The organism is Actinokineospora sp. NBRC 105648 (assembly GCF_030269645.1).
GTDB lineage: Bacteria > Actinomycetota > Actinomycetes > Mycobacteriales > Pseudonocardiaceae > Actinokineospora.
Map to the genome: position 1 here is coordinate 70661 of NZ_BSTR01000025.1, position 19670 is coordinate 90330.

Here is a 19670-nt window from a genome sequence, read left to right on the forward strand (position 1 = left end):
ACAGGGATGTCCGCGGCGAGGTCGAACGCGTGCTCGGCGGCCTCGGTCAGGTGCGCGGGCAACTCCGCCTCGGTCAACCGCACGACGTGCAGTTCGGGGAGCGCGGCGGTGATCTCCTGGTGGGTGTCGTGCAGGACGGTGCGCAGGCTCTCGTGCCGTGTCGCGAGATCCGCGAGAGCGGCGCGCAACGCCTCGACGTCGACCTGCCCGAAAAGCCGGGCGGTGAAAGGGATGTTGTAGGTGGGCGAGGGTCCTTCGACCTGGAAGGCGAACCACAACCGCTGCTGCGCGGCCGACAACGGCGCCAGTTCCGGGCGTGCCAGTTCACCGGGCGACAACCGGGTCGTGCGTGCGCCGCGGGTCCGGGCGGCGAGGTCGGCGACCGTCGGCGCGTCGAAGACGTCGCGCACCGACAGCTCCGCCCCGAGCGCGACCCTTGCCCGGTTGACCAGGCGGGTGGCGAGCAGGGAGTGTCCGCCCAGCGCGAAGAAGTCGTCGTGAACACCCACCTCGGGCACACCGAGCAACTCGACGAAGACCGCTGACAGGAGTTCCTCGGCGGCATCCCGCGGCGCCACGAAGGACGCCCCAGTCTGCGACTGGGGGTCGGGAAGCGCTTTGCGGTCGGTCTTGCCGCTGGGGGTCAGCGGGATCTCGTCGAGCTCCACGACGACCGACGGCACGAGGTGCGCGGGCAGCACGCGGGCGAGGTCTTCGCGGACCCGCGAGCCGGACCCGCGCGGCACCACGTAACCGACCAGCCGATCGTCCCGCACCGCGGCGACCGCGTGCGCGACCCCGTCCACAGCGGACAGCGCGGCCTCGACCTCACCCAGCTCGATCCGGAAGCCGCGCAGCTTCACCTGGTCGTCGGCGCGGCCCACGTATTCGACGACACCGTCCGGCGACCACAGTGCGAGGTCTCCGGTCCGGTAGAGCCGTTCGCCCGACCCGAACGGGTCAGCCACGAATCGCTCGGCCGTGAGCCCTGGTCGCTTGAGGTACCCCCAAGCCAGCTGGACGCCCGCGAGGTACAACTCCCCCACTACCCCGATGGGGGCAGGCCGCAACTGTGCGTCGAGCACGTATACGCGCGTGTTCCACACCGGCCGTCCGATGGGGACCGTGGCGCGATCGGCCTGGACCTGAACCGCGGTGACGTCGACCGACGCTTCCGTTGGCCCGTAGAGGTTGTGCAGCTCGGCATCCGACACCGCGAAGAACTCGTCCCGCAGGTCCGCGGGCAACGCCTCCCCCGAGCACAGAACCCGGCGCAGCGACCGGACCTCACGCACGGCCGGTTCAGCCACGAACGCGCGCAGCATCGACGGCACGAAATGCACCGTGCTAACCCCATGGCGCTCAATCACACCAGCCAGGTACGCAGGATCCCGATGCCCACCCGGCCGCGCCACAACAAGAGTCGCCCCAACCACCAACGGCCAGAAGAACTCCCACACCGACACATCAAAACTCGCCGGAGTCTTCTGCAGAACCCGCTCACCAGCAACGAGCCCATACTCACCCTGCATCCACAACAACCGGTTAACAATCCCCGACTGCCCCACCACAACACCCTTGGGCCGCCCCGTCGACCCCGACGTATAAATCACATACGCCGCGAACTCAGACCTGCCAAGATCATCCCCCACCCCTTGGACAGCCCCCGCCCTCCCAGGGGGGCAGCCCACTTCCAGCGTACCCGGGCCGCTCGACGCAGCGAAACCCCCGGCTGTCAACCCTGTGGACAACTCGGCCTGTGGACAAACCAAAGCGCCACCCACGCCGCCCGGTCCATCATCTCCACCAGCGACCACGGAGGCGACATGACCATCGAGCTCAACCACCACCCGCGCCGGGAAGTCCGATGTGGACCCGGCGGCGATCACCAGCGCCGGCGCGGCGTCGGCGACCATCAGGCGCAGCCGCTCAGCCGGGTACTCCGGGTCCAGCGGCAGGTAGGCCGCACCGGCCCGCTGCACGGCCAGCAACGCCACGACCAGCGCGGCCGAGCGCTCCAGCAGCACGCCGACGATCGCGCCGGGCCCGACCCCGTGCGCGACGAGCACAGTGGCCAGCGCGGCCACCCGCGCGTCCAACTCCCGATAGGACAGTGTCTCGCCACCGTCGACCACCACGGCCACGCCGTCGGGGTCAGCAGCCACCCGCGTGGCGAACAGGTCGGGGATCGAGGGCGCGGAAACCGTTGCCCCAGTGTCGTTCCACTCCGAGAGCACGAGGTCGCGCTCCGCCGGGGTGAGCAGGTCGACCGATCCCAGGGGCACCGACGGGTTGGTCACCGCGGCGCGCAGCAGCAGCCTGAGCCGCTCGGCGAAGCGCGCCGCGGTGTCGGATTCGTAGAGGTCGTGCGCGAACTCGACGAACCCGGTGAGCCCGTCGCCGTCGGGGAGCTCCGCGAGGTCCACGGTGAGGTCGAACTTGGCCGTCGCGGTGTGCACCAGCTCGGCGCTCGCGGTCAGGCCGGCGAAACCGTCCGGCACCGGCAGCGCGGGGTGGTAGGCGAACAACACCTGGAACAGCGGGTGCCTGCCCGCCGAGCGGCGCGGCGCCAACCGCTCCACCAACCGCTCGAACGGGGTGTCCTGGTGGTCGAACGCGGCCAGGTCGGCGGCGCGCACCCTGGCCAGCAGCTCGCCGAACGTGGGGTCGCCGGAGGTGTCGGTCCGCAGCACCACGGTGTTGACGAAGAACCCGATCAGCGGGTCGAGCACCTGGTCGACCCGGCCCGCGGTGGGGGTGCCGATCACGATGTCCTCGCCCGCCCCCAGCCTGCCGAGCAGGGCGGCGATGGCCGCGTGCAGCACCATGAACGTGCTGGTGCCGGAGGAGATGGCCAGCTCGCGCACGGCCCGGTGAAGATCGGCGGGCACCTCCAGCGGCACGGTGCCGCCCCGGTGCGAGGCGCGGGCCGGTCGCGGCCGGTCGGCGCGCGGGGCCACCTCGTCCGGCGCACCGCGCAACGCCTCGGCCCAGTACTCGTCGTCGCCCTCCGCCTGCTCCGCGCGTTGCCACACCGCGAAGTCCGCGTACTGCAATGGAAGTGGCTCGGTGTCGACCACACCGCCGGTCACCCGCGCGGTGTAGGCGGCGCCGAGGTCGGCGACCAGCGGCCCGAGCGACCACTCGTCGCCCGCGATGTGGTGCAGGACCAGCACGAGCACGTCGCGGTCACCATCGTCCAGCAGCGTCACCCGCAGCGGCGCGTCGACCCGCGGGTCGAACGGCGCGCGGGTCGCCTCGGTGACGGCGACCGGGGAGTGGGCGCCCTCGGCGAACACCGGGTCGGCGCGACCGATGAGCTGGTGGGCGATCCCGTCGTGGTCGGTGGCGACCACGGTGCGCAGCACCTCGTGCCTGGCCGCGAGGTCGGCCACCGCGGCGCGCAGGGCCGCCCGGTCCAGCCGCCCGTCGAAGCGCAGCACGAGCGGGATGTTGTAGGTCGGGTCGGGGCCGTCCAGCTCGTGCACGAACCACAGCCGCCGCTGGGCGAACGACAGCGGCACCAGCTCGGGCCGTTCGACGGCGCGCGGCCCGGTCCGGGCGACGGCCGCGGCGAGCTCGCCGACCAGACCGGCCACCGTGGGGTGGTCGAAGACCGACCGGATCGACAGCTCGACGCCCAGCTCGGCACGCGCCCGCGCGGTCAGTCGGGTCGCCAGCAGCGAGGTGCCGCCGAGGGCGAAGAAGTCGTCATCGATGCCGACACCCCGCACCCCGAGCGTGTCCCCGACGAGGTCGCACAGCGCGCGCTCGCGGGGGTTGCGGGGCGCGCGGCCGGTAGCCGAGCCGGTCAGCGACGGCTCGGGCAGCGCCTTGCGGTCGACCTTTCCGTTGGGGGTCAACGGGATCACGTCGATGGCGAGCACGGCCGAGGGCACCATGTACTCGGGCAGCGTGGTCCGCGCCCACTCGGTGAGGTCTTCCGGGACCGCGGGCACGACGTAGGCGACGAGCCGCTGCTCGGCCAATCCCGACCCGTGCGGGACGACCACGGCGCGTTCCACCAGCGGGTGACGGGCGAGCACGGTCTCGATCTCTCCCAGCTCGACCCGGAAGCCGCGGACCTTCACCTGGTGGTCGACCCGGCCGAGCACGTCGAGCACGCCGTCGCGGCGCACCCGGGCCAGGTCGCCGGTCCGGTACATCCGGTTCCCCGGGGCGCCGAACGGGTCGGCGGTGAACCGCTCCGCGCTGAGGTCGGGACGGCCGTGGTACCCGCGGGCCAAGCCGTCGCCCGCGATGTAGAGCTCGCCGGGGACACCGGGCGGCACGGGTCGCAACGCGGCGTCGAGTACGTGCACGGTGGTGTTCGCGATGGGCAGGCCGATCGGCGGCGCGCCCGGGTCCAGCACGTCGTGCGCGGTCGACCAGATCGTCGTCTCGGTCGGCCCGTAGAGGTTCGTGACGCCCCGGGTGCGGGCGATCAGCTCGGTGGCGAGGTCCGCGGGCAGGGCTTCGCCACCGACCAGGGCGCGGAGGCCGCGTGCGGCGCCGGGCTGAGCGGTGAGCAGGGCGTGCCAGAGCGACGGGGTGGCCTGCATGTGCGTCGCCCCGGTCACCTCGATGGCGGCGGCGAGCAGCGCGGGGTCGCGGACCGTGTCCCCGTCGGCGAGAGCGGTCGTCGCGCCGCGCAGCAGCGGTACGAACAGCTCCAACGCGGAGATGTCGAAGCCGACGGTCGTCACCGCGAGCAGCACGTCGTCGGCGGTGAGCGCGAACCGGCCCGCCATGTCGAGCAGGAAGTTCACCAGCGCGCCGGAGGGGACCACCACGCCCTTCGGGCGACCGGTGGAACCGGAGGTGTAGAGCACGTACGCGGCCTGATCCCCTTGCACCGCAACAGGTTCAAGGGGGGCACCGGTCTCGTCCGGGTGCACGATGGGCAGGTCGACCGGCTTGAGGGTGCCGGGTGTGGTCACCAGCAGCACCGGGGCCGAGTCGGCGAGCATGTGGTCGATCCGGTCGGGCGGGAAACCCGGGTCCAGCGGCAGGTAGGCCGCCCCGGTGGCGGCCACGGCGAGCAGGGTCACCACGAGGTCGACGGTGCGGGGAAGGGCGACCGCGACGACCGCTTCCGGGGTCGCGCCGCGCTCGGCGAGCGCGCCCGCGAGAGCGCTGACCCGCTCGGCCAGTTCCCGGTAGGTCAACTCGGTGGCGCCGTCCCGCACGGCGACCCGCTCGGGGACCTGTCGAGCTTGGTCCAAGACCAGCCGGGCAAGGCCCTCCGGCTGGGGCGGCACGGTTGGGCCGACCAACCCCCCGCTCGGCGCACCGAGACCCAGTCGCCCGGTGGGCGAGTCCGGTTCGGCGGTGGCGAGAGCCACCAGCAGCGCGGTGAGGGAGCGCAGGAGCTCGGCGAGGTCCGCAGCGGTGTAGCGGGCCGGGTTGCCGTCGAGTTCGATCTCCACGGGCGCGCCCGCCTGCCCACCGGAAATGGTGATCGACAGGTCCTCCACCTGTCCGGCCGACAGGTAGTGGGTGCGTGCCACCGGGCCGCCGAAGTCGAGGTCGGCGCGGTAGGGCTTGAGGTTGATCCACGGGCCGACCAACCGCCGCTGGGCGGCCAGCAGGTGGGCGTCACGTCGCACGTCCTCGCCCCGGTACCCCTGGTGGGCGCTGATCGCGCGCATCTCCGCCCGCACCGCGGCCACCAGGTCGCCGACGGTGTCACGGGGCGAGACGGCGACACGCAGCGGCAGCACGTTGACCGTGGTCGTGGGGATCCTGGCCGCGGCCGAGCCGAAGCGGCCCATCATCGGCAGGCCGAGGACGACCTCGTCCGCGCCCGCCACCCGGTGCACGAGCAGCCCGGCGGCGGCCGCGAACACCGCGGGACCGCCCAGCGCGGTGATCTTCGCGGCGACGTCGGCGGGCACCGTCCCGCGCTGCCTGATGAAGCCCGGCGCGATCTCGGTCGAGGTGGCCGGGGACACGACCTCCGGCAGGTCGGCCACGCGGGCGGACCACCAGGCCTGGTCGGCGGTGGACTTCTCCGACGACTGGTACGCGTTCTGCTCGTCGAGGTAGGCGGTCAGCGGGCGGAACGGGCAGGGGCGCGGGTCGGTGCCCGCCGCCAGCGCGCGGTAGACCTCGGCGAGCCTGCTCGCGACGAGGGCGAAACCGTACCCGTCGAGCACGATGTGGTGCGCGCGCTGGTACCAGAGGTGGTGTTCCGGGCCGAGCACGATGATCGCCTCGGCGGCGACGGGCCCGGTGAGCAGGTCGATCGGCCGGGCGGTGTCGGCGGCCATCCAGGTCCGCGCGGCGGCCATCGGGTCCGGCTCGGCACTCAGGTCGAGCACCTGGACCGCGACCTCGGCGGCACCTTGGCGCTGGCGCGCCAGTTCACCGTCCACAGTGAACACCGTGCTGAGCGCGCCGGTCTCCGCGACGACCTGGGCGAGCGCCCGGCGCAGCGCCGCGAGGTCGAGCGGACCGCGCAGCTCGACGGCCTCGGCGGTGTTGTGCGCGGCACCGGTCGGGTCGAGCCGCTGCGCGAACCACAGGGCCTGCTGGGCGGGCGAGAGTGCCCAGCCCGTCTTCACATCAGACATCCGCGCGTAACCCTTCAGGCACAGCGATCAGCACGCCGGGCCCGGTCACGGGCGACGGCGACGAGTGGGTGGGTGGACTTCGCGGGCCTAGTCGTCCTCGGCGTGGCCGCGGCGCCAGTAGCCGCTGAAGTACACGCGCTGGCGGGTGAGGTCGTGGCCGAGCACGAGCTCCGACCGGATGGCCTGCACCATCGCGGACTCCCCGGCGACCCAGGCGAAGGTGGTCGGCTCGACCTGGCCCACGGCGCGCAGCGCGGCGAGCAGGCGCTCCGGGCCGCCGGGCTCGGCACCGGCGCGGTGCACCCAGGTGAGTTTCAGGTCGGCGGCGGAGTCCAGGGGCTGCTCGTCGACGGGGCCGTCGACCTCGATCGACACGTGCGCACGGGTTCCGGCGGGCAGCGCCCCCGCGATCCCGTTGATCGCGGGGAGCGAGGTGTCGTCCCCGATGAGCAGGTAGGCCGTGGTGTCCGCCGGTGGCGCGAAACTGCTGAGGCAGCCGTAGATCCCCACCGGGTCGCCCGGCTGGGCCGCGCCCGCCCACGCCGAGGCCGGACCGGTGTCGCCGTGCAGGACGAAGTCGATGTCGATCTCCCGCTGCGCGGGCCGGGCCGCCCGCACCGTGTAGGTCCGCACGACCGGGCGCGAGCTCTCCGGCAGCGCGCGCACGGCGTCCCAGAACGGGGTCCCGCCCGGGACCGCGTGCGGGATCGAGATGTCCGCGCCGGGCCGGGGCGGCACCAGGACCTTGCACCGCGGCTCCGGGCCGACGTCGGTGAAGTGGTCCAGGTCCGCGCCGGTGACGGTGATCCTGGCCAGGTGCGGGGTGACCGTCCGCTTGCGCGCCACCGTGAGCCGGTAGGCGCGCAGCGAGTCACGCCCGGCGGGCGCGGGGCGGGGCGTGCCCACGGTCAGGCGCTCGCGCCGCCGGCCAGGCCAGCGTCCATCTTCTCGGCCAGGCTGCGCGGGCGCATGTCGGTCCAGGTGGTCTCGATGTAGGCCAGGCACGCGGCCCGGGTGTCCGCGCCGAAGACGATCGACCAGCCCGCCGGGACGTCCGCGAACGTCGGCCACAGGGAGTACTGACCTTCGTCGTTGACGAGGGCGTGGAAGGTGCCGTTCTCGTCGTCGAAGGGGTTGGTCGACATCGGGACTACTCCTCAGGCTCGAACTGTTTGGTTAGGCTAACCTAATTCTAGGTGGTGCAGAAGTGGTAGTCGTGCGGTGTGCAAGTTCCGTCACAGGGGCGTGGCCCCGGCCCTGGACCCCGGACCGCTCAGACGACCCGCCCGTCGGCGAGGGTCACCACGCGGGGCAGGCGTTCGATGGTGGCCGTGCGGTGCGCGATGACGATCAGCGTGCGCCCCTCGTGCAGCCGGTCCACCGCGCGCTCGAGGCGCGCGGCGGTGACCGGGTCGATGTCGGCGGTGGCCTCGTCCAGGATCAGCACCGCCGGGTCCACCAGGGCCGCCCGCACCAGGCCGACGATCTGCCGCTCCCCCGCCGAGAGGCGCTCACCCCGCCTGCCCACCGGGGTATCCAGGCCGTCCGGCAGGCTCGCGACCCAGTCGTCGACGCCGAGCGCGGACACCGCCTGGACCATCCGGTCGCGGTCGGGCTCGCCGGGCGCGATCGCCAGGTTGTCCGCCACCGTGCCGCGCACGAGGTGGACCTGTTGCGGCACCAGGACGACTCGCCCGCGCAGCGCGCTGTCGGACACCTCGGCGAGGTCGACCCCGCCGTAGCTGACGGTGCCGCGGTCCGGGCTGTAGAGCCCGCTGAGCAGCTTGGCCAACGTGGTCTTGCCGGACCCCGTCTCGCCCACCAGACCGGCGCGGTCACCGACCGGGAACTCGACCCGCACGCCGTGCAGCACCTCGACCCCGTCGACGTAGGCGTACCCGAGGTCCGAAGTGGACAGTTCGGCGCGGGGCGGCAGCTCGGCGCGCGCGGGTGGCTCGGTCCGCTCGGTGGCGGCGAGCAGGTCGAGCAGGCGGGCCAGGCCCACCCGGGCGATCCGCAGCTCGGCCAGCAGCTCGGACAGGTTCACCATGCCCTCGAACAGGTTGCGGGTCGCCAGCACGAACACCACCACGGTGCCGACGCTGACCTGGTCGGTGGTGACCAGCCAGACCCCGAGCAGCAGCAGCGCGGCGGTCGCCAGTCCCTCCAGCAGCGCCATCGCCTCCAGCCGGTTCTGCACCGCCACCGAGCGGTTCGCCGACCGCAGCGCCTCGTCGTTGGCGTGGGCGAACCGCTCCAGCCGCGCGGCGGTCCCGCCGCCCAGGCGCAGCGTTTCCCCCGCGGTGACCAGCTCGGTGAACTGGGCGGTCATCGTCGCCTCGGCGGCGGCCTGGTCGCCGAAGGCGTCGTCGGCGTCGCGGCCGAACCAGCGCAGCACAAGCACCGCGGCCGGGACGAACAACGCCAGCAGGACCAGGGTCAGCAGCCAGGAGTAGGCCAGCAGCACCACCACTGTCATGCCCAGCGAGATCAAGGCCCCGAGCAGGTCCGGCAGGCTGGCCCGGACGAACTGCGCCAGCTCGGCGACCTCACCGGTGCCGCGGCGCAGCAGGTCGCCGGTCCGATGCGCTTCGATGAACCGCAGCGGCGCCGAGGCGAGCCTGCCGACGACCAGTTCGCGCACCCCGCGCACGACCCGCTCGCCGACCGCGGTCAGCTGCAGCTCGGCGGCGGCCAGCAGGATCAGTCGGAGCAGGGTGAGTCCGGCGAGCACCCCGACCGCCAGCCACAGGGCCGACCGGTCACCGGCCAGCACGGCGTCGACCCCGGCGCCGATCATCGGGGCGATGCCCACCACGGCGGCGGTGGCCAGCGCGGTGGTCACCAGGGCCACCGCGATCCGGCCGCGGTAGGGGCGCAGGTGCGGCCAGAACCGGCGCAGCACCCGAGCGGTGTCCGGCGCCTCGGACAGCAGGCGGGTCTCAGCCACCGACAACCTCCACAGTGGACACAGCAACTCGAGCGGACACGGCAAACCGAGCGAGCACAGCAACCCGGACACGCACCGCACGCCGGACGGACACAGCAACCCGGGCAGGCGCAGCAACCCGGGCAGGCACAGCACACAGAACGGGCACGACATCCCGGACCCACGCGACGAGCCAGGCGGGCACCGCGGATCGGCCGGGCACAGCAACCCGGGTGGGCGCCGCAACCCGGGTGGGCACGACATCCCGGACCCGCGCAACGAGCGGGGCGAGCGGCGCGAATCTGCCGGGCACGGCGAACCTGGCGGGCACAGCCAGCCAGGTGGACACAGCCAGCCGAACGGGCCCAGCATCCCGGACCCGCACGGCAAGTCGGATGGGCACCGCGCACCGAACGGGCGCGACATCCCGGACCGGCGCGACGAGCCGGGCGGGCACCGCGGATCGGCCGGGCACAGCGAACCGGGTGCGGACTGCGAACCGGGTGGGAGCAGTGGGCGCCGGGGACAGCTCAGCCACCGACGGTCTCCAATGCCCGCTCGTCGAGTCGGATGAGGCGGTCGGCGGCGGCCACCACGGCGGGGCGGTGCGAGACGAAGATCAGCGTCGAGTCCGGGGACCACTCGCGCAGCCTGCGCAGGATCGTGCGCTCGGTCTCGGCGTCCACCGCGGAGGTGACGTCGTCGAGCACCAGGACCGGCGGCTTGGCGAGCAGGCCGCGGGCCAGCGACAGGCGCTGGACCTGGCCACCGGACAGGGTCTCGCCGCGCTCGCCGACGACGGTGTCGTACCCGTCGGGCAGGGAGTCGACGAACTCGTCGATCGCGGCGGCCCGGCAGGCGGCGCGCACCTCGGCGAGGTCGACGTCCCGGCCGAGGGTCACGTTGTCCCGGATGGTGCCGGAGAGCACGACCGGGCGCTGGGGCACCACGCCCACCCGGCGCCAGACCTCGGCGGGGTCGGCCAGCCGGAGGTCGACACCACCGAAGTGGACGGTGCCGCGGTCGGGGTCGTCGAGCCTGCACAACAACCGGACCAGCACCGACTTGCCCGAGCCGGTCGGACCGGTCACCACGACCAGCTCCCCCGGCGCGGCCAGCAGGTCGACCGGCCCGAGGACGGTCCGGCCGTCGCGCACCGCGGTCACGCCGACCGCGGCGAGCAGGCCGGTCGCGGGCAGTGGCCGGGGGTCGGCGGGTGCGGCGACGACCGGTCGGGCGGCGAGCACCTCGGCCACCCTGGCCGCGGCGACCCGCGCCTGGCCCCGGTTGACCAGCAGGTCGACCAGGACCGTGACGGCGACCGTCATGGTGATCATCCAGGAGGTGAAGGCCACCAACGAACCGACAGTGATCCGGCCCTCGATGGCGGCGATCCCGCCCACCGCGAGCCCGACCGCGACGGCGAGCCGGAGCACCGCGGGCGGCACGGACACCCACCACGCCGAGATCCGGGCGACGCCCAGCGTGTGCCGGGTGACCCGCGCGCTCACCTCGTGGTGCCTGCGCACCAGAACCTCCTCGCCGCCGAGCCCGCGCACCGCGGCGCTGGCCGAGAGCAGGTCCTCGACAGCGTCGGCGCGGTCGCCGTGCGCGGCGGACAGGTGCTCGTTCGCGGTCCGGAAGCGGCCCGGGAACTGGGCGTTGAGCAGGCCGAGCACCGGCATCGAGACGACCAGCACGAGCAGCAGCACCGGGTCGAGCAGGGCCACGGCGGGCAGCACCAGGGCGACGGTGACCGCCACCCGGGCCCAGCGGGTCAGCCCCTGCACCCAGGCCGTGATCATCTCGGTGTCCCTGGTCACCCGCATCGCCAGGTCGCCCTGGCCGAACGGGTCGATGGCGCCGCGGTCGAGCCCGGCGGCGGTGGCGGCGAGGTCGGCCCGCAGCCGGTGCGCGATCCGGTGCGCCGCCAGCGCGGACCACCACTTGCCCGCCGCCGCGGCGACCAGCATCAGCACGGCGACCGCGCAGGTGATCGCGGCCCAGAACGCCGTCCGGCCGCCATCACCGGGCGCGATGCCCTCGTCCAGGCCGTGCTGGACGCACCAGGGCACCGCCAGGAGCGCGGCCTGCTGCACGACGGTCGCCCCCAGACCCGCCAGCAGCACGACCTTCTCCCGCCGCAGCCCACCGCGCAGCAGTTCCACCCCGGCCCCCTCCCCCGTCGACCCCAGGTCAGGGCCACTAAGTAAACTTAGGCAATCCTTACTTGTCCGTGGACCGGTGTCAATGTGCCGGTCAACGCCTGCCCGAGCGCCATTCCCGCGCCAGCAGCCAGGCCAGGTACACCCCACCCACGGCGGCGGTCGTGACGCCGACCGGGAGCTTGTTCTGCCCGAAAACCCGTTGCGAGAGAACGTCACTGGCCAGCAGCAGGGTCGCCCCCAGCGCCGCGGACGGCAGCAGCGCGGGCCCGGACGCGCCCGCCAACCGCCGGGCGACCTGCGGTGCGGCGAGCGCGACGAAGGTGATCGGGCCCGCCGCCGCGGTCGCCACGGCGGTGAGCGCCACACTGACCACCACCAGCGACAGCCGCGTCCGCTCCACCCGGACCCCGAGCATGGTCGCGGTCTCGTCGCCCATCTCGAGCAGGTCGAGCCTGCGGCCCAGCACCAGCGCGGCGGGCAGCACGAGGACCAGTGCGATCGCGACCGGCACCACCTCGCTCCAGCCGCGGCCGTTGAGGCTGCCCACCAGCCACACCTGCGCGGCCTGCGCCTGCCGCAGCCCGGCCCTGGTGAGGATGTAGGTGTTGAGGGAGCCGAGCACCGCCGTCACGCCGATGCCGATCAAGATCAACCGATAGCCCTGCACGCCGTTGCGGTAGGCCAGCCCGTAGACGACCACGGCGGCGACGACACCACCGAGCACCGAGCCCGCCGCGATCTGCGCCACACCACCGCCGAAGACGACCAGGACCAGGACCGCGCCGGTGGCCGAGCCAGTGGAGAAGCCGATGATGTCCGGGCTGCCCAGCGGGTTGCGCGACAGGCTCTGGAAGATCGCGCCGCTGATCCCCAGCGCCGCCCCGACCAGCACCGCGACGGTGAGCCGCGGCAGGCGCAGGTCGTAGACGACGTACTGCTGGCCCCCGGTGCCCGCGCCGTCGAGGGTGTTGAGCAACTGGGTGAACGACAGCGGGAAATCCCCGGTCAGCAGCGCGAGCACGGCGAGCCCCGCGATGGCCACCAGCAGCACTCCCACGACCAGGGCCGATCGGGGCCGCACCCGCAGCGAGAGGCCGCGCGCCCGGACCGTCCGCCAGCTCACCACGCCGGTCTGCTCCTCGATCACAGGTGGGCCAACTTCCGCCGCCTGCACAACGCGATGAACACCGGCGCCCCGACGAAGGCGGTGATGATCCCGACCTCCATCTCGCGCGGGGAGATGATCAACCTGCCCACCACGTCCGCGCCGAGCAGCAAGATCGGGGCGAGCACCGCGCTGTAGGGCAGCACCCAGCGCTGGTCCGGTCCGGTGATCGCCCGGGCGATGTGCGGCACGGTCAGCCCGACGAAGGCGATCGGCCCGACCGCCGCGGTACTCGCCCCGCACAGCAGGGTGATCGCCACCGCGCACCCGATCCGGACCAGGCCGATGTCCACACCCAGTGCGTGCCCGGCGTCGTCGCCGAGAGCGAGCGCGTTCAGCGGCGAGGCGAGCAGCACGGCCACCACGAGGCCGACGAGCACGAACGGCAGGATCTGCCAGAAGACACCGATGTCGCGGCCGTCGAGCGAGCCGATCTGCCAGAACCGGAACTGCTGGAACGCCGCCGGGTCCAGCACCAGGGTCGCGGCCACGAACGCCCCGAGGGACGCGCTGACCGCGGCGCCCGCCAGCACCATCCGCTCCGGGGTCACCGTCCGACCGGTTGAACCGAGCAGGTAGACCACGACCGCCGCGACCGCCGCCCCCGCGAAGGCGAACCAGATGTAGCCGCCCACCGTGGTGATCCCGAAGAACGCGATCGAGGTGACCACCGCGGTGGAGGCGCCGATGTCGACCCCCAGCAGCGAGGGGTCGGCGAGCGGGTTGCGGGTGAGCGACTGCATGAGCGCGCCCGCGACCCCGAGCGCGGCGCCGACCAGCAGCCCGATCAGCGTGCGCGGCACCCGCCGGTCCCAGATGATCGACACCTCGTCCCCTTGCGTCAGGTGCCGGGTCAATACGTCCCAGACCACCCCCAGGGGGATCCCACGCGACCCGACCGACACGCTGACCAAGCACAGGACCAGCAGCGCGACGAACGCCACCAGGAGTCCGCCGGACCGCGAGACACGGCCGCGCCTGCGCGTGTCCACGGGGAGCACCGCCGCGCCCTGGACCACCACACCCTCCCGCCGGTTAAGTAAGGCTTACCTTAACCGGTGCGCACACCCCGGGATCGCGGAGGTTCCGCGGAGTGGACAGCGCCGAACCCCCGGTCGCGGTCAACGCTCAACCGGGCGACGTCCACGCGCGACGGTCAGGGTCAGCGCGGCCAGCACCGCGACCGCGGGCGCCCAGCCGAAGCGCTCCCAGGGGCTGGACGAGGCCAGGTTCGCCAGCAACCCCACCGGGAGCAGCCCGACCAGCACCCAGGTCCCCACCCGGGCGACCCGTTCGGGCACCAGCGGCAGGTCGTGGCCGCCCCGCCGGGCCACCACCGCTGCCGCCGCCAGCCAGAACACGGCCGCGAACCCGCTCGCCACCCGCAGGCCGGTGGGCAGTTCGGCGCTCGTGCCACCCCACGCCGCCCGGCCCAAGGGGATCCCGGCGGCGAGCAGCACCTGGAACCCGGACACGGCGGCGAGACCCGCCGCCGCGCACGCGGCGAGCAGTCTCAGCCTTCGGGTAGCGGTGATCGTCATGCGGTACTCCCTGGTCGGGTTCTCGTCGGGTCGGCGTCGATCTCGTCCATAGTGGACAGTCCGGCGGTGGCCCAGGCCACCGCGGCGCGGGCGGAGTGCTCACCCGCGGAGACGGTGAGCAGCCAGTAGTCGCGGTCCCCGACGTCCTGCGCCTCGACCTCCGCGCGGATGGCGGCGTACCGGGCCAAGGCGTCCTGGGCCTCGCCCAGCGCCGTCTGGAGCAGCTCCCGACAGGCGGCGGGACCCAACTGCCTGCCGAAGTACAGGCGCAGCAGCAGCCCGTTGCGCGGCGGCGCGACCTGGATCGGCTGGGCCAGCAACTCGCGCAGGCGCCGGGTTCCCGACGGGGTGATGACGAAGGTGGAAGCGCCGGTCTTGGTCGCGTCCTCCTTGCGGACGTGCCCCTGCCGTTCGAGGGCGGACAGGGTCGGGTAGATCTGCCCGTAGCTCTCACTCCAGAAGTGCCCGAGCACGTCCCGGATCGCTTCCCGCAACGCGTACCCCGTCATCGGCTGGACGCTCAACCCGCCCAGGACCGCGGTCTCGGTCTGACTCGCTCTCGCCACGATGGCTCCTCTCTGAGAGATATATCTACCAGAGATATCTGCCGCGCGGCAACGTCCGAACCGCCGCCGACCAGCGCGGCCGAGTCGCTGCGTGGTGGCGGCCCGACCCGGCAGACTGCACCCATGCCGCTGCGCGACCTCCGCCCCGACGACCCCGCCACCCTCGGCGACTACCGGCTGCGGGGGCGACTCGGCGAGGGCGGGATGGGCGTGGTCTACCTGGCCTTCGGGCCGGACGAGGACGCCGTGGCGGTGAAGACGCTCACCGCGGGCGCCGATGACGACGCGCGCGCCCGGATGCGGCGCGAGGCGGAGCTGCTGGCGTCGGTGACGACCGAGCGGGTCGCCGCCCTGCGCGGGTCCGACACCGACGCCGCGGTGCCCTGGCTGGCGATGCGGTACGTCTCCGGCCCCTCGCTCGCCGACGCCGACGTGCCGATGGCCGACGCGCAGCTGCGGCAGCTGGCCGAGGGGCTGGCGGAGGGCCTGATCGCCCTGCACGCGGCGAACATCATCCACCGCGACGTCAAGCCGGGGAACATCATCCTCACCCACGGCGGACCGGTGCTGGTCGACCTCGGCATCGCGCGCACCTCGGCGATGACGCAGCTGACGCGGGCGGGCATGGTCATCGGCTCGCCGATGTGGATGGCCCCGGAGCAGCTCCTCGGCCGGGAGGTGACCACCGCGACCGACGTCTGGGGCTGGGGCGCGGTCCTCACTTACGCCGCCACCGGCCGGGGGCCGTTCGGCGAAGGGCCGATCGAGGCGTTGGCCTACCGGATCCCGCACGACGAACCGGATCTGACCGGGGTGCCGCCGTGGTTGCGGGAGCTGGTGGTGCCCGCGCTGGCCAAGTCCCCCACCGCCCGCCCGGCCGCGCCCGCGTTGCTGTCCGGTCGGGTGTCGTCGACGAAGCTGTTCGCGGGCTCCTTCGACACCGACTACGAGCGCGCCGCCACCACCAGCGGCGGCCCAGGCACCGGCGGCTTCAGCCAGGTGAGCGGCCCGACCGCGTTCCACACCGGAACAGCCCGATCCAAGAGCCGGTCAGCCGCTCTCCCGATCGTCGCGGCCGTGGCCACCCTGGCGTTGATCGCAGTCCTGGTGATCTTGGCCCCGAGGCAGAACACCACCGCGGGCACTCCCCTGGCCCAGCCTGCGCTCGCCACCACCACGACCTCCGAGGCCGCGAACGAGGACACCCCGGAAACCAGCAAGGCCCCCGAGACGGACGGGGGCTCGGCGTCTCCCACGTCCGAAGCGGAGACCACGTCGGCGGCGCCCCCGACCACGCAGGACAGTCCCGCCTTCGACGCACCCTGGTCGGTGAAGGCCGGTGCCAGCCCACCCGCGTTCCCGACCAAGGTGGACGGCTACACCCTGGTCGACACGATCAAGGACACCCCGAGGGCGTTCACCGGGACCGAGTGGACCACCGTGACCGACTTCCCGCTGACCATGAACGGCTGCGACCGGCAGCGCTTCTACATCCGCTGGCGCGCGCTCAACCGAGAGGCCGTGGTGGAGTCCACCCTCCTCAACGCCGCCGACGAGGTCGCGGGCGACACCGCGAAGGGCACTGCGGGCTGGATGAGCAGCGACGGCTGCGGCCAGCCCGCTTTCCGGATGCCCGCCGCCGCGGGCGAGTCCACCTTGACCGACGTCGTGGTCGAGGCCCAACGGTGGGAAGCCTCGATCTAGGGCACCGCAAGCGAGTCGTCCGGGCGGCGCCTGAAGGTCGGCGCCGCCCGGACAACGTGTGCGGGAGATCAGTCGCGACGCAGGCGCACCGCGGTGGTGGCACCGCCGATGAGCACGACCGCGCCCCCGATCAGGCCAAGGGTCAGTAGCGTCGAGTCGGACTCTGCGGGAGCGCTCGCCGCGACGGTCGGGCCGTAGCCGCCCGCTGCGCCGCTGCGGTCGTAGGCGGAGCCGGGCAGCTTGTCGCCGTAGCGGGCGTTGAGCGCCGCGCGCAGGTCCGCCACCGTCATCGTGGTGCCGTTGGCGACCCCGGTGACCGAGCCCTCCAGCACGGTGACCTTGCCGCCCTCCACCGAGTACCAGGCGTTGACCTGGGGCTCGCGCAGCAGGTAGCCCTTGCCCGCCTTGGCGGCGTAGGCCCGCTCGTAGTCACCGGAGGCGACGTCGAAGACCTGCCACTTCCCGCCCACGCGCTGGGTCGCGACGGTGGCCACCGAACCGTTGCCGGTCTTGGCGGGCACCGCGACGTAGGCGAGCTCGGCGGGCGTGGCCGAGGTGCCCCTGATGAAGGCCGCGGTCGGTTGGTAGACCGCGATCGGGGAGCCGGCGTCGGCGGTGGCGGTCTGCGCGGCGACACCGGCGCTGACCCCGGCGGTGTCCGGGAACACCGTGGTGGCGAGCCAGTCGTGGGTGTCCGGGCTGTCGACCGCGGTGCGGATCGAGGCGAGGTCCTGCGCGGAGGGGGCGCCCGCGGGGGTCTCGGCGGCGGATGCCTGACCCGCGCCGAGCGCGAGGAGGGCGAGGGCGCCGAAGACCGTGGCGGCGCGTCGGGTGTGCTTGGTCATCGGTGTCAGCCCTTGATTCCGTAGAGGGTGTGGGTCCACGAGAACTCGCTGTTGCTCTTGTAGGCGCTGTAGCTCACGTGGTGGTAGCGCTGCACGCCCTGGAGCGGGTCGCCGTAGGACACCCGCTGGCCGCTGGTGGCGTTGTCGTAGCCGTAGAGCACGTGCATGTGGCCGCCGCCGTTGGACCACTGGATGCGGGTGCCGATCGGCCGCTTGTTGTCGATCTCGGTCTTGATGGCGCTGAAGCTCAGGGTCTGGCCGTTGGAGTTGTAGATGCCGTCGTCGTCGAAGCCGAGCCAGCGGAAGACGCGCTGCTGGTCGCTGAGGTAGCCCTGGTTGTTGGCGCAGGTGGTACCGGTCTCGTTGTGCGCGATCTGGCAGAACTTGGTCTGGGTCAGGGTGTTGCCGAACCAGGCGGCGATGGTGTTGCCGCTGGCGTCCCAGCACCAGTTCGACTTCTGCTGCTCCTGCATCGTGATGTTCAGGTCGATGCCGGTCGCGGAGACCGCTTGCGCGGCGGACGCGGGCGCGGCTTGGGCGGCGGGTGCGGCGACCAGCGCCGACGCCACCGCACAGGCGACCGCCAACCCGCGCAGGGTTACGGGTGTGATCTTCACGGAGTGTCCTCCACTGACTTTCATACGGACGTGTTCCCGCGCCGTTCAAGCCGGGGCCAGGATCAGCGGAGAGTCGCATTTGACCCCGATCGCTACCCGGTAACCCGCTCGAATGGTGGGTTCACGCTTGCCTCGGTAACGATCAGCCACGACATCGATATCGTCCGGAAATCGCCGGAAACCAGCGGCGGCCGGGCGCCGCTGCCGGATTCCGCCGCGACACCTGGCAAACCGGACTCGGTCGACCGCCCGGCGGGACTACCGCGGTGAAACACCTGGTCGTAATTCCGCCGACTTCCCTTTCCCGCGGCGGATCACTTGACAACCGACGGTCGGAGTCGACTGTCACCAGGAAAGGGGTCCAGTGCGGGCGGGCCCGCGTGCGGGCTGAGCAGCGACTCGGCCGCGGGCGGCGGCACCGCGGACAGGCGTTAACAATTACCGTTCGATAGCGATCGCGGCGGAATCGGGCAACAATGCCTGAATGTCACCGGTGACCTCGGAAAAGCCGGATTCCGACGCCACCGCCGGGCCGGATTCCGCAGCCTTGCGCGAGAGCGACCTGGCCCTGATCGAGGCGCTCCAGGTCGACCCGCGCGCGCCGTGGACGCGGATCGCCTCGGCCGTCGGCATCGACGCGACCACCGCCGCCCGCCGCTGGGCGCGGATCAGCTCACTCGGCCTGGCCTGGCTGACCGCCTACCCGACCGTGCCCGCCACCGTCGTCGGCTACCTCGACCTGGCCTGCCGCCCCGACATCCTGACCGCGGTCGCCGACGAGCTGTGCAGGCACCCGAGCGTGTTCAGCGTCGAGTGCACCACCGGCCAGCACCAGCTGCGGCTGAGCCTGATCGCCAACGACCTCGCCGCGCTCGACGACCTGGTCAGCACCACCCTCGGCCGCCTGCCCGGGATCACCGCCACGCACTTGGCGATCGCGACCCGCCTCTACCGCGAGGGCAGCGGGTGGCTGGTGCACGCGCTCACCCCGCAGCAGCGCACCGCCCTGCGAGCCTGCCCCGCCGCGCCGCGACCGGCCACCGCCGCGAGGTGGGAAGGCGCGGAGGCCGCCGCCCTGGTCCGCTCCCTCAACGCCGACGCCCGGCGCAGCTACGCCGACCTCGCCCGCGACTGCGGGATGAGCGAGTCGGCCGTGCGCCGCCGGGTCAACCGGTTGGCCACCACGCACGAGCTGCTGTTCCGCTGCGACATCGCGAACGGTCTCGCGGGCTGGCCGGTGATCGCGACCTACTACGCCAACGTCCGCTCCGACCTGATGGACCAGACCGGTCGCGCGCTGGCGGCGCTGCCCGACACCCGGCTGTGCGTCGCGGTCGCGGGCGACCACAACCTGATCATCAGCGCCTGGCTGCCCAACCCGGCGGGCTGCGCCGACTTCGAGGCCCGGATGGCGGCCTGCCAACCGCTGCTGGAGATCACGAACCGGAGCATCAGCACCCGCACCCGCAAGCGGATGGGCAGGCTGCTGGGGCCCCAGGGTGTCTCAATAGGACACATTCCGATCACCTCGGCGGCGTGACCCGGGCGGACGCACCGGGA

General features: G+C 72.9%; 13 protein-coding genes (1 of these 13 cut by a window edge). 2 read left to right on the plus strand and 11 right to left on the minus strand.

The window, feature by feature from the left end:
* The 9 genes from QSK30_RS21625 to QSK30_RS21665 all read right to left on the minus strand — a co-directional run.
* Positions 1-6575, minus strand: partial view of a non-ribosomal peptide synthase/polyketide synthase gene (locus QSK30_RS21625; protein WP_285505286.1) — the 5' portion only. The gene continues 13456 nt to the left of window position 1, outside the view; the window shows 6575 of its 20031 coding nt (coding positions 1-6575); its start codon is at positions 6573-6575; the stop codon falls past the left edge of the window.
* Positions 6576-6662: 87 nt separating this feature from the next.
* Entirely contained in the window at positions 6663-7481 is an 819-nt protein-coding gene (locus QSK30_RS21630; RefSeq protein WP_285505288.1) for a siderophore-interacting protein, read from the minus strand.
* A gap of 2 nt (positions 7482-7483) precedes the next feature.
* Positions 7484-7720 carry an MbtH family protein gene (locus QSK30_RS21635; protein WP_285505289.1) on the minus strand — a complete coding sequence of 79 codons (237 nt, stop codon included), beginning with the start codon at positions 7718-7720 and terminating at the stop codon, positions 7484-7486.
* Between the two features lie 128 nt (positions 7721-7848).
* Complete coding sequence (locus QSK30_RS21640; protein ID WP_285505291.1) at positions 7849-9525, minus strand: ABC transporter ATP-binding protein; 1677 nt, start codon at positions 9523-9525, stop codon at positions 7849-7851.
* A 509-nt stretch (positions 9526-10034) separates the two neighbouring features.
* Positions 10035-11672, minus strand: a complete 1638-nt coding sequence (locus QSK30_RS21645) for an ABC transporter ATP-binding protein (protein WP_285505293.1) — start codon at positions 11670-11672, stop codon at positions 10035-10037.
* 91 nt (positions 11673-11763) lie between these two features.
* Positions 11764-12819 carry a FecCD family ABC transporter permease gene (locus tag QSK30_RS21650; RefSeq protein ID WP_285505295.1) on the minus strand — a complete coding sequence of 352 codons (1056 nt, stop codon included), beginning with the start codon at positions 12817-12819 and terminating at the stop codon, positions 11764-11766.
* Positions 12816-13859 carry a FecCD family ABC transporter permease gene (locus QSK30_RS21655; protein WP_502871861.1) on the minus strand — a complete coding sequence of 348 codons (1044 nt, stop codon included), beginning with the start codon at positions 13857-13859 and terminating at the stop codon, positions 12816-12818. Before QSK30_RS21655 ends, QSK30_RS21650 begins: the two co-directional genes overlap by 4 nt.
* 99 nt (positions 13860-13958) lie before the next feature.
* Positions 13959-14378, minus strand: coding sequence for a hypothetical protein (locus QSK30_RS21660; protein ID WP_285505300.1), 420 nt, complete (start codon positions 14376-14378; stop codon positions 13959-13961).
* Positions 14375-14944 (minus strand): PadR family transcriptional regulator, encoded by a 570-nt coding sequence (locus QSK30_RS21665; protein WP_285505301.1) that lies wholly within the window; start codon positions 14942-14944, stop codon positions 14375-14377. Before QSK30_RS21665 ends, QSK30_RS21660 begins: the two co-directional genes overlap by 4 nt.
* A gap of 123 nt (positions 14945-15067) precedes the next feature.
* Here QSK30_RS21665 and QSK30_RS21670 point away from each other — a divergent pair, with 123 nt between their 5' ends.
* On the plus strand, positions 15068-16648 hold the full coding sequence (locus tag QSK30_RS21670) for a serine/threonine protein kinase (RefSeq protein ID WP_285505303.1): 1581 nt from the start codon (positions 15068-15070) through the stop codon (positions 16646-16648).
* 68 nt (positions 16649-16716) lie between these two features.
* Here the strand turns inward: QSK30_RS21670 and QSK30_RS21675 are convergent, their stop codons facing one another.
* On the minus strand, positions 16717-17493 hold the full coding sequence (locus tag QSK30_RS21675) for a hypothetical protein (protein WP_285505305.1): 777 nt from the start codon (positions 17491-17493) through the stop codon (positions 16717-16719).
* Between the two features lie 5 nt (positions 17494-17498).
* A complete protein-coding gene (locus QSK30_RS21680; RefSeq protein WP_285505306.1) occupies positions 17499-18110 on the minus strand; it encodes a papain-like cysteine protease family protein in 612 nt (203 codons plus the stop codon).
* Positions 18111-18594: 484 nt separating this feature from the next.
* Between QSK30_RS21680 and QSK30_RS21685 the strand changes: the two genes are divergently transcribed.
* The gene (locus QSK30_RS21685; protein WP_285505307.1) at positions 18595-19650 is read left to right on the plus strand and encodes an Lrp/AsnC family transcriptional regulator; all 1056 of its coding nucleotides are present in this window, start codon (positions 18595-18597) and stop codon (positions 19648-19650) included.
* Positions 19651-19670: the final 20 nt, after the last annotated feature.

Bases quoted from the DNA above. Each gene is read 5' to 3' on its own strand.
- QSK30_RS21635 (WP_285505289.1), bottom strand. From the start codon at position 7,720: ATGTCGACCAACCCCTTCGACGACGAGAACGGCACCTTCCACGCCCTC.
- QSK30_RS21660 (WP_285505300.1), bottom strand. From the start codon at position 14,378: ATGACGATCACCGCTACCCGAAGGCTGAGACTGCTCGCCGCGTGCGCG.
- QSK30_RS21670 (WP_285505303.1), top strand. From the start codon at position 15,068: ATGCCGCTGCGCGACCTCCGCCCCGACGACCCCGCCACCCTCGGCGAC.
- QSK30_RS21675 (WP_285505305.1), bottom strand. From the start codon at position 17,493: ATGACCAAGCACACCCGACGCGCCGCCACGGTCTTCGGCGCCCTCGCC.
- QSK30_RS21685 (WP_285505307.1), top strand. From the start codon at position 18,595: ATGTCACCGGTGACCTCGGAAAAGCCGGATTCCGACGCCACCGCCGGG.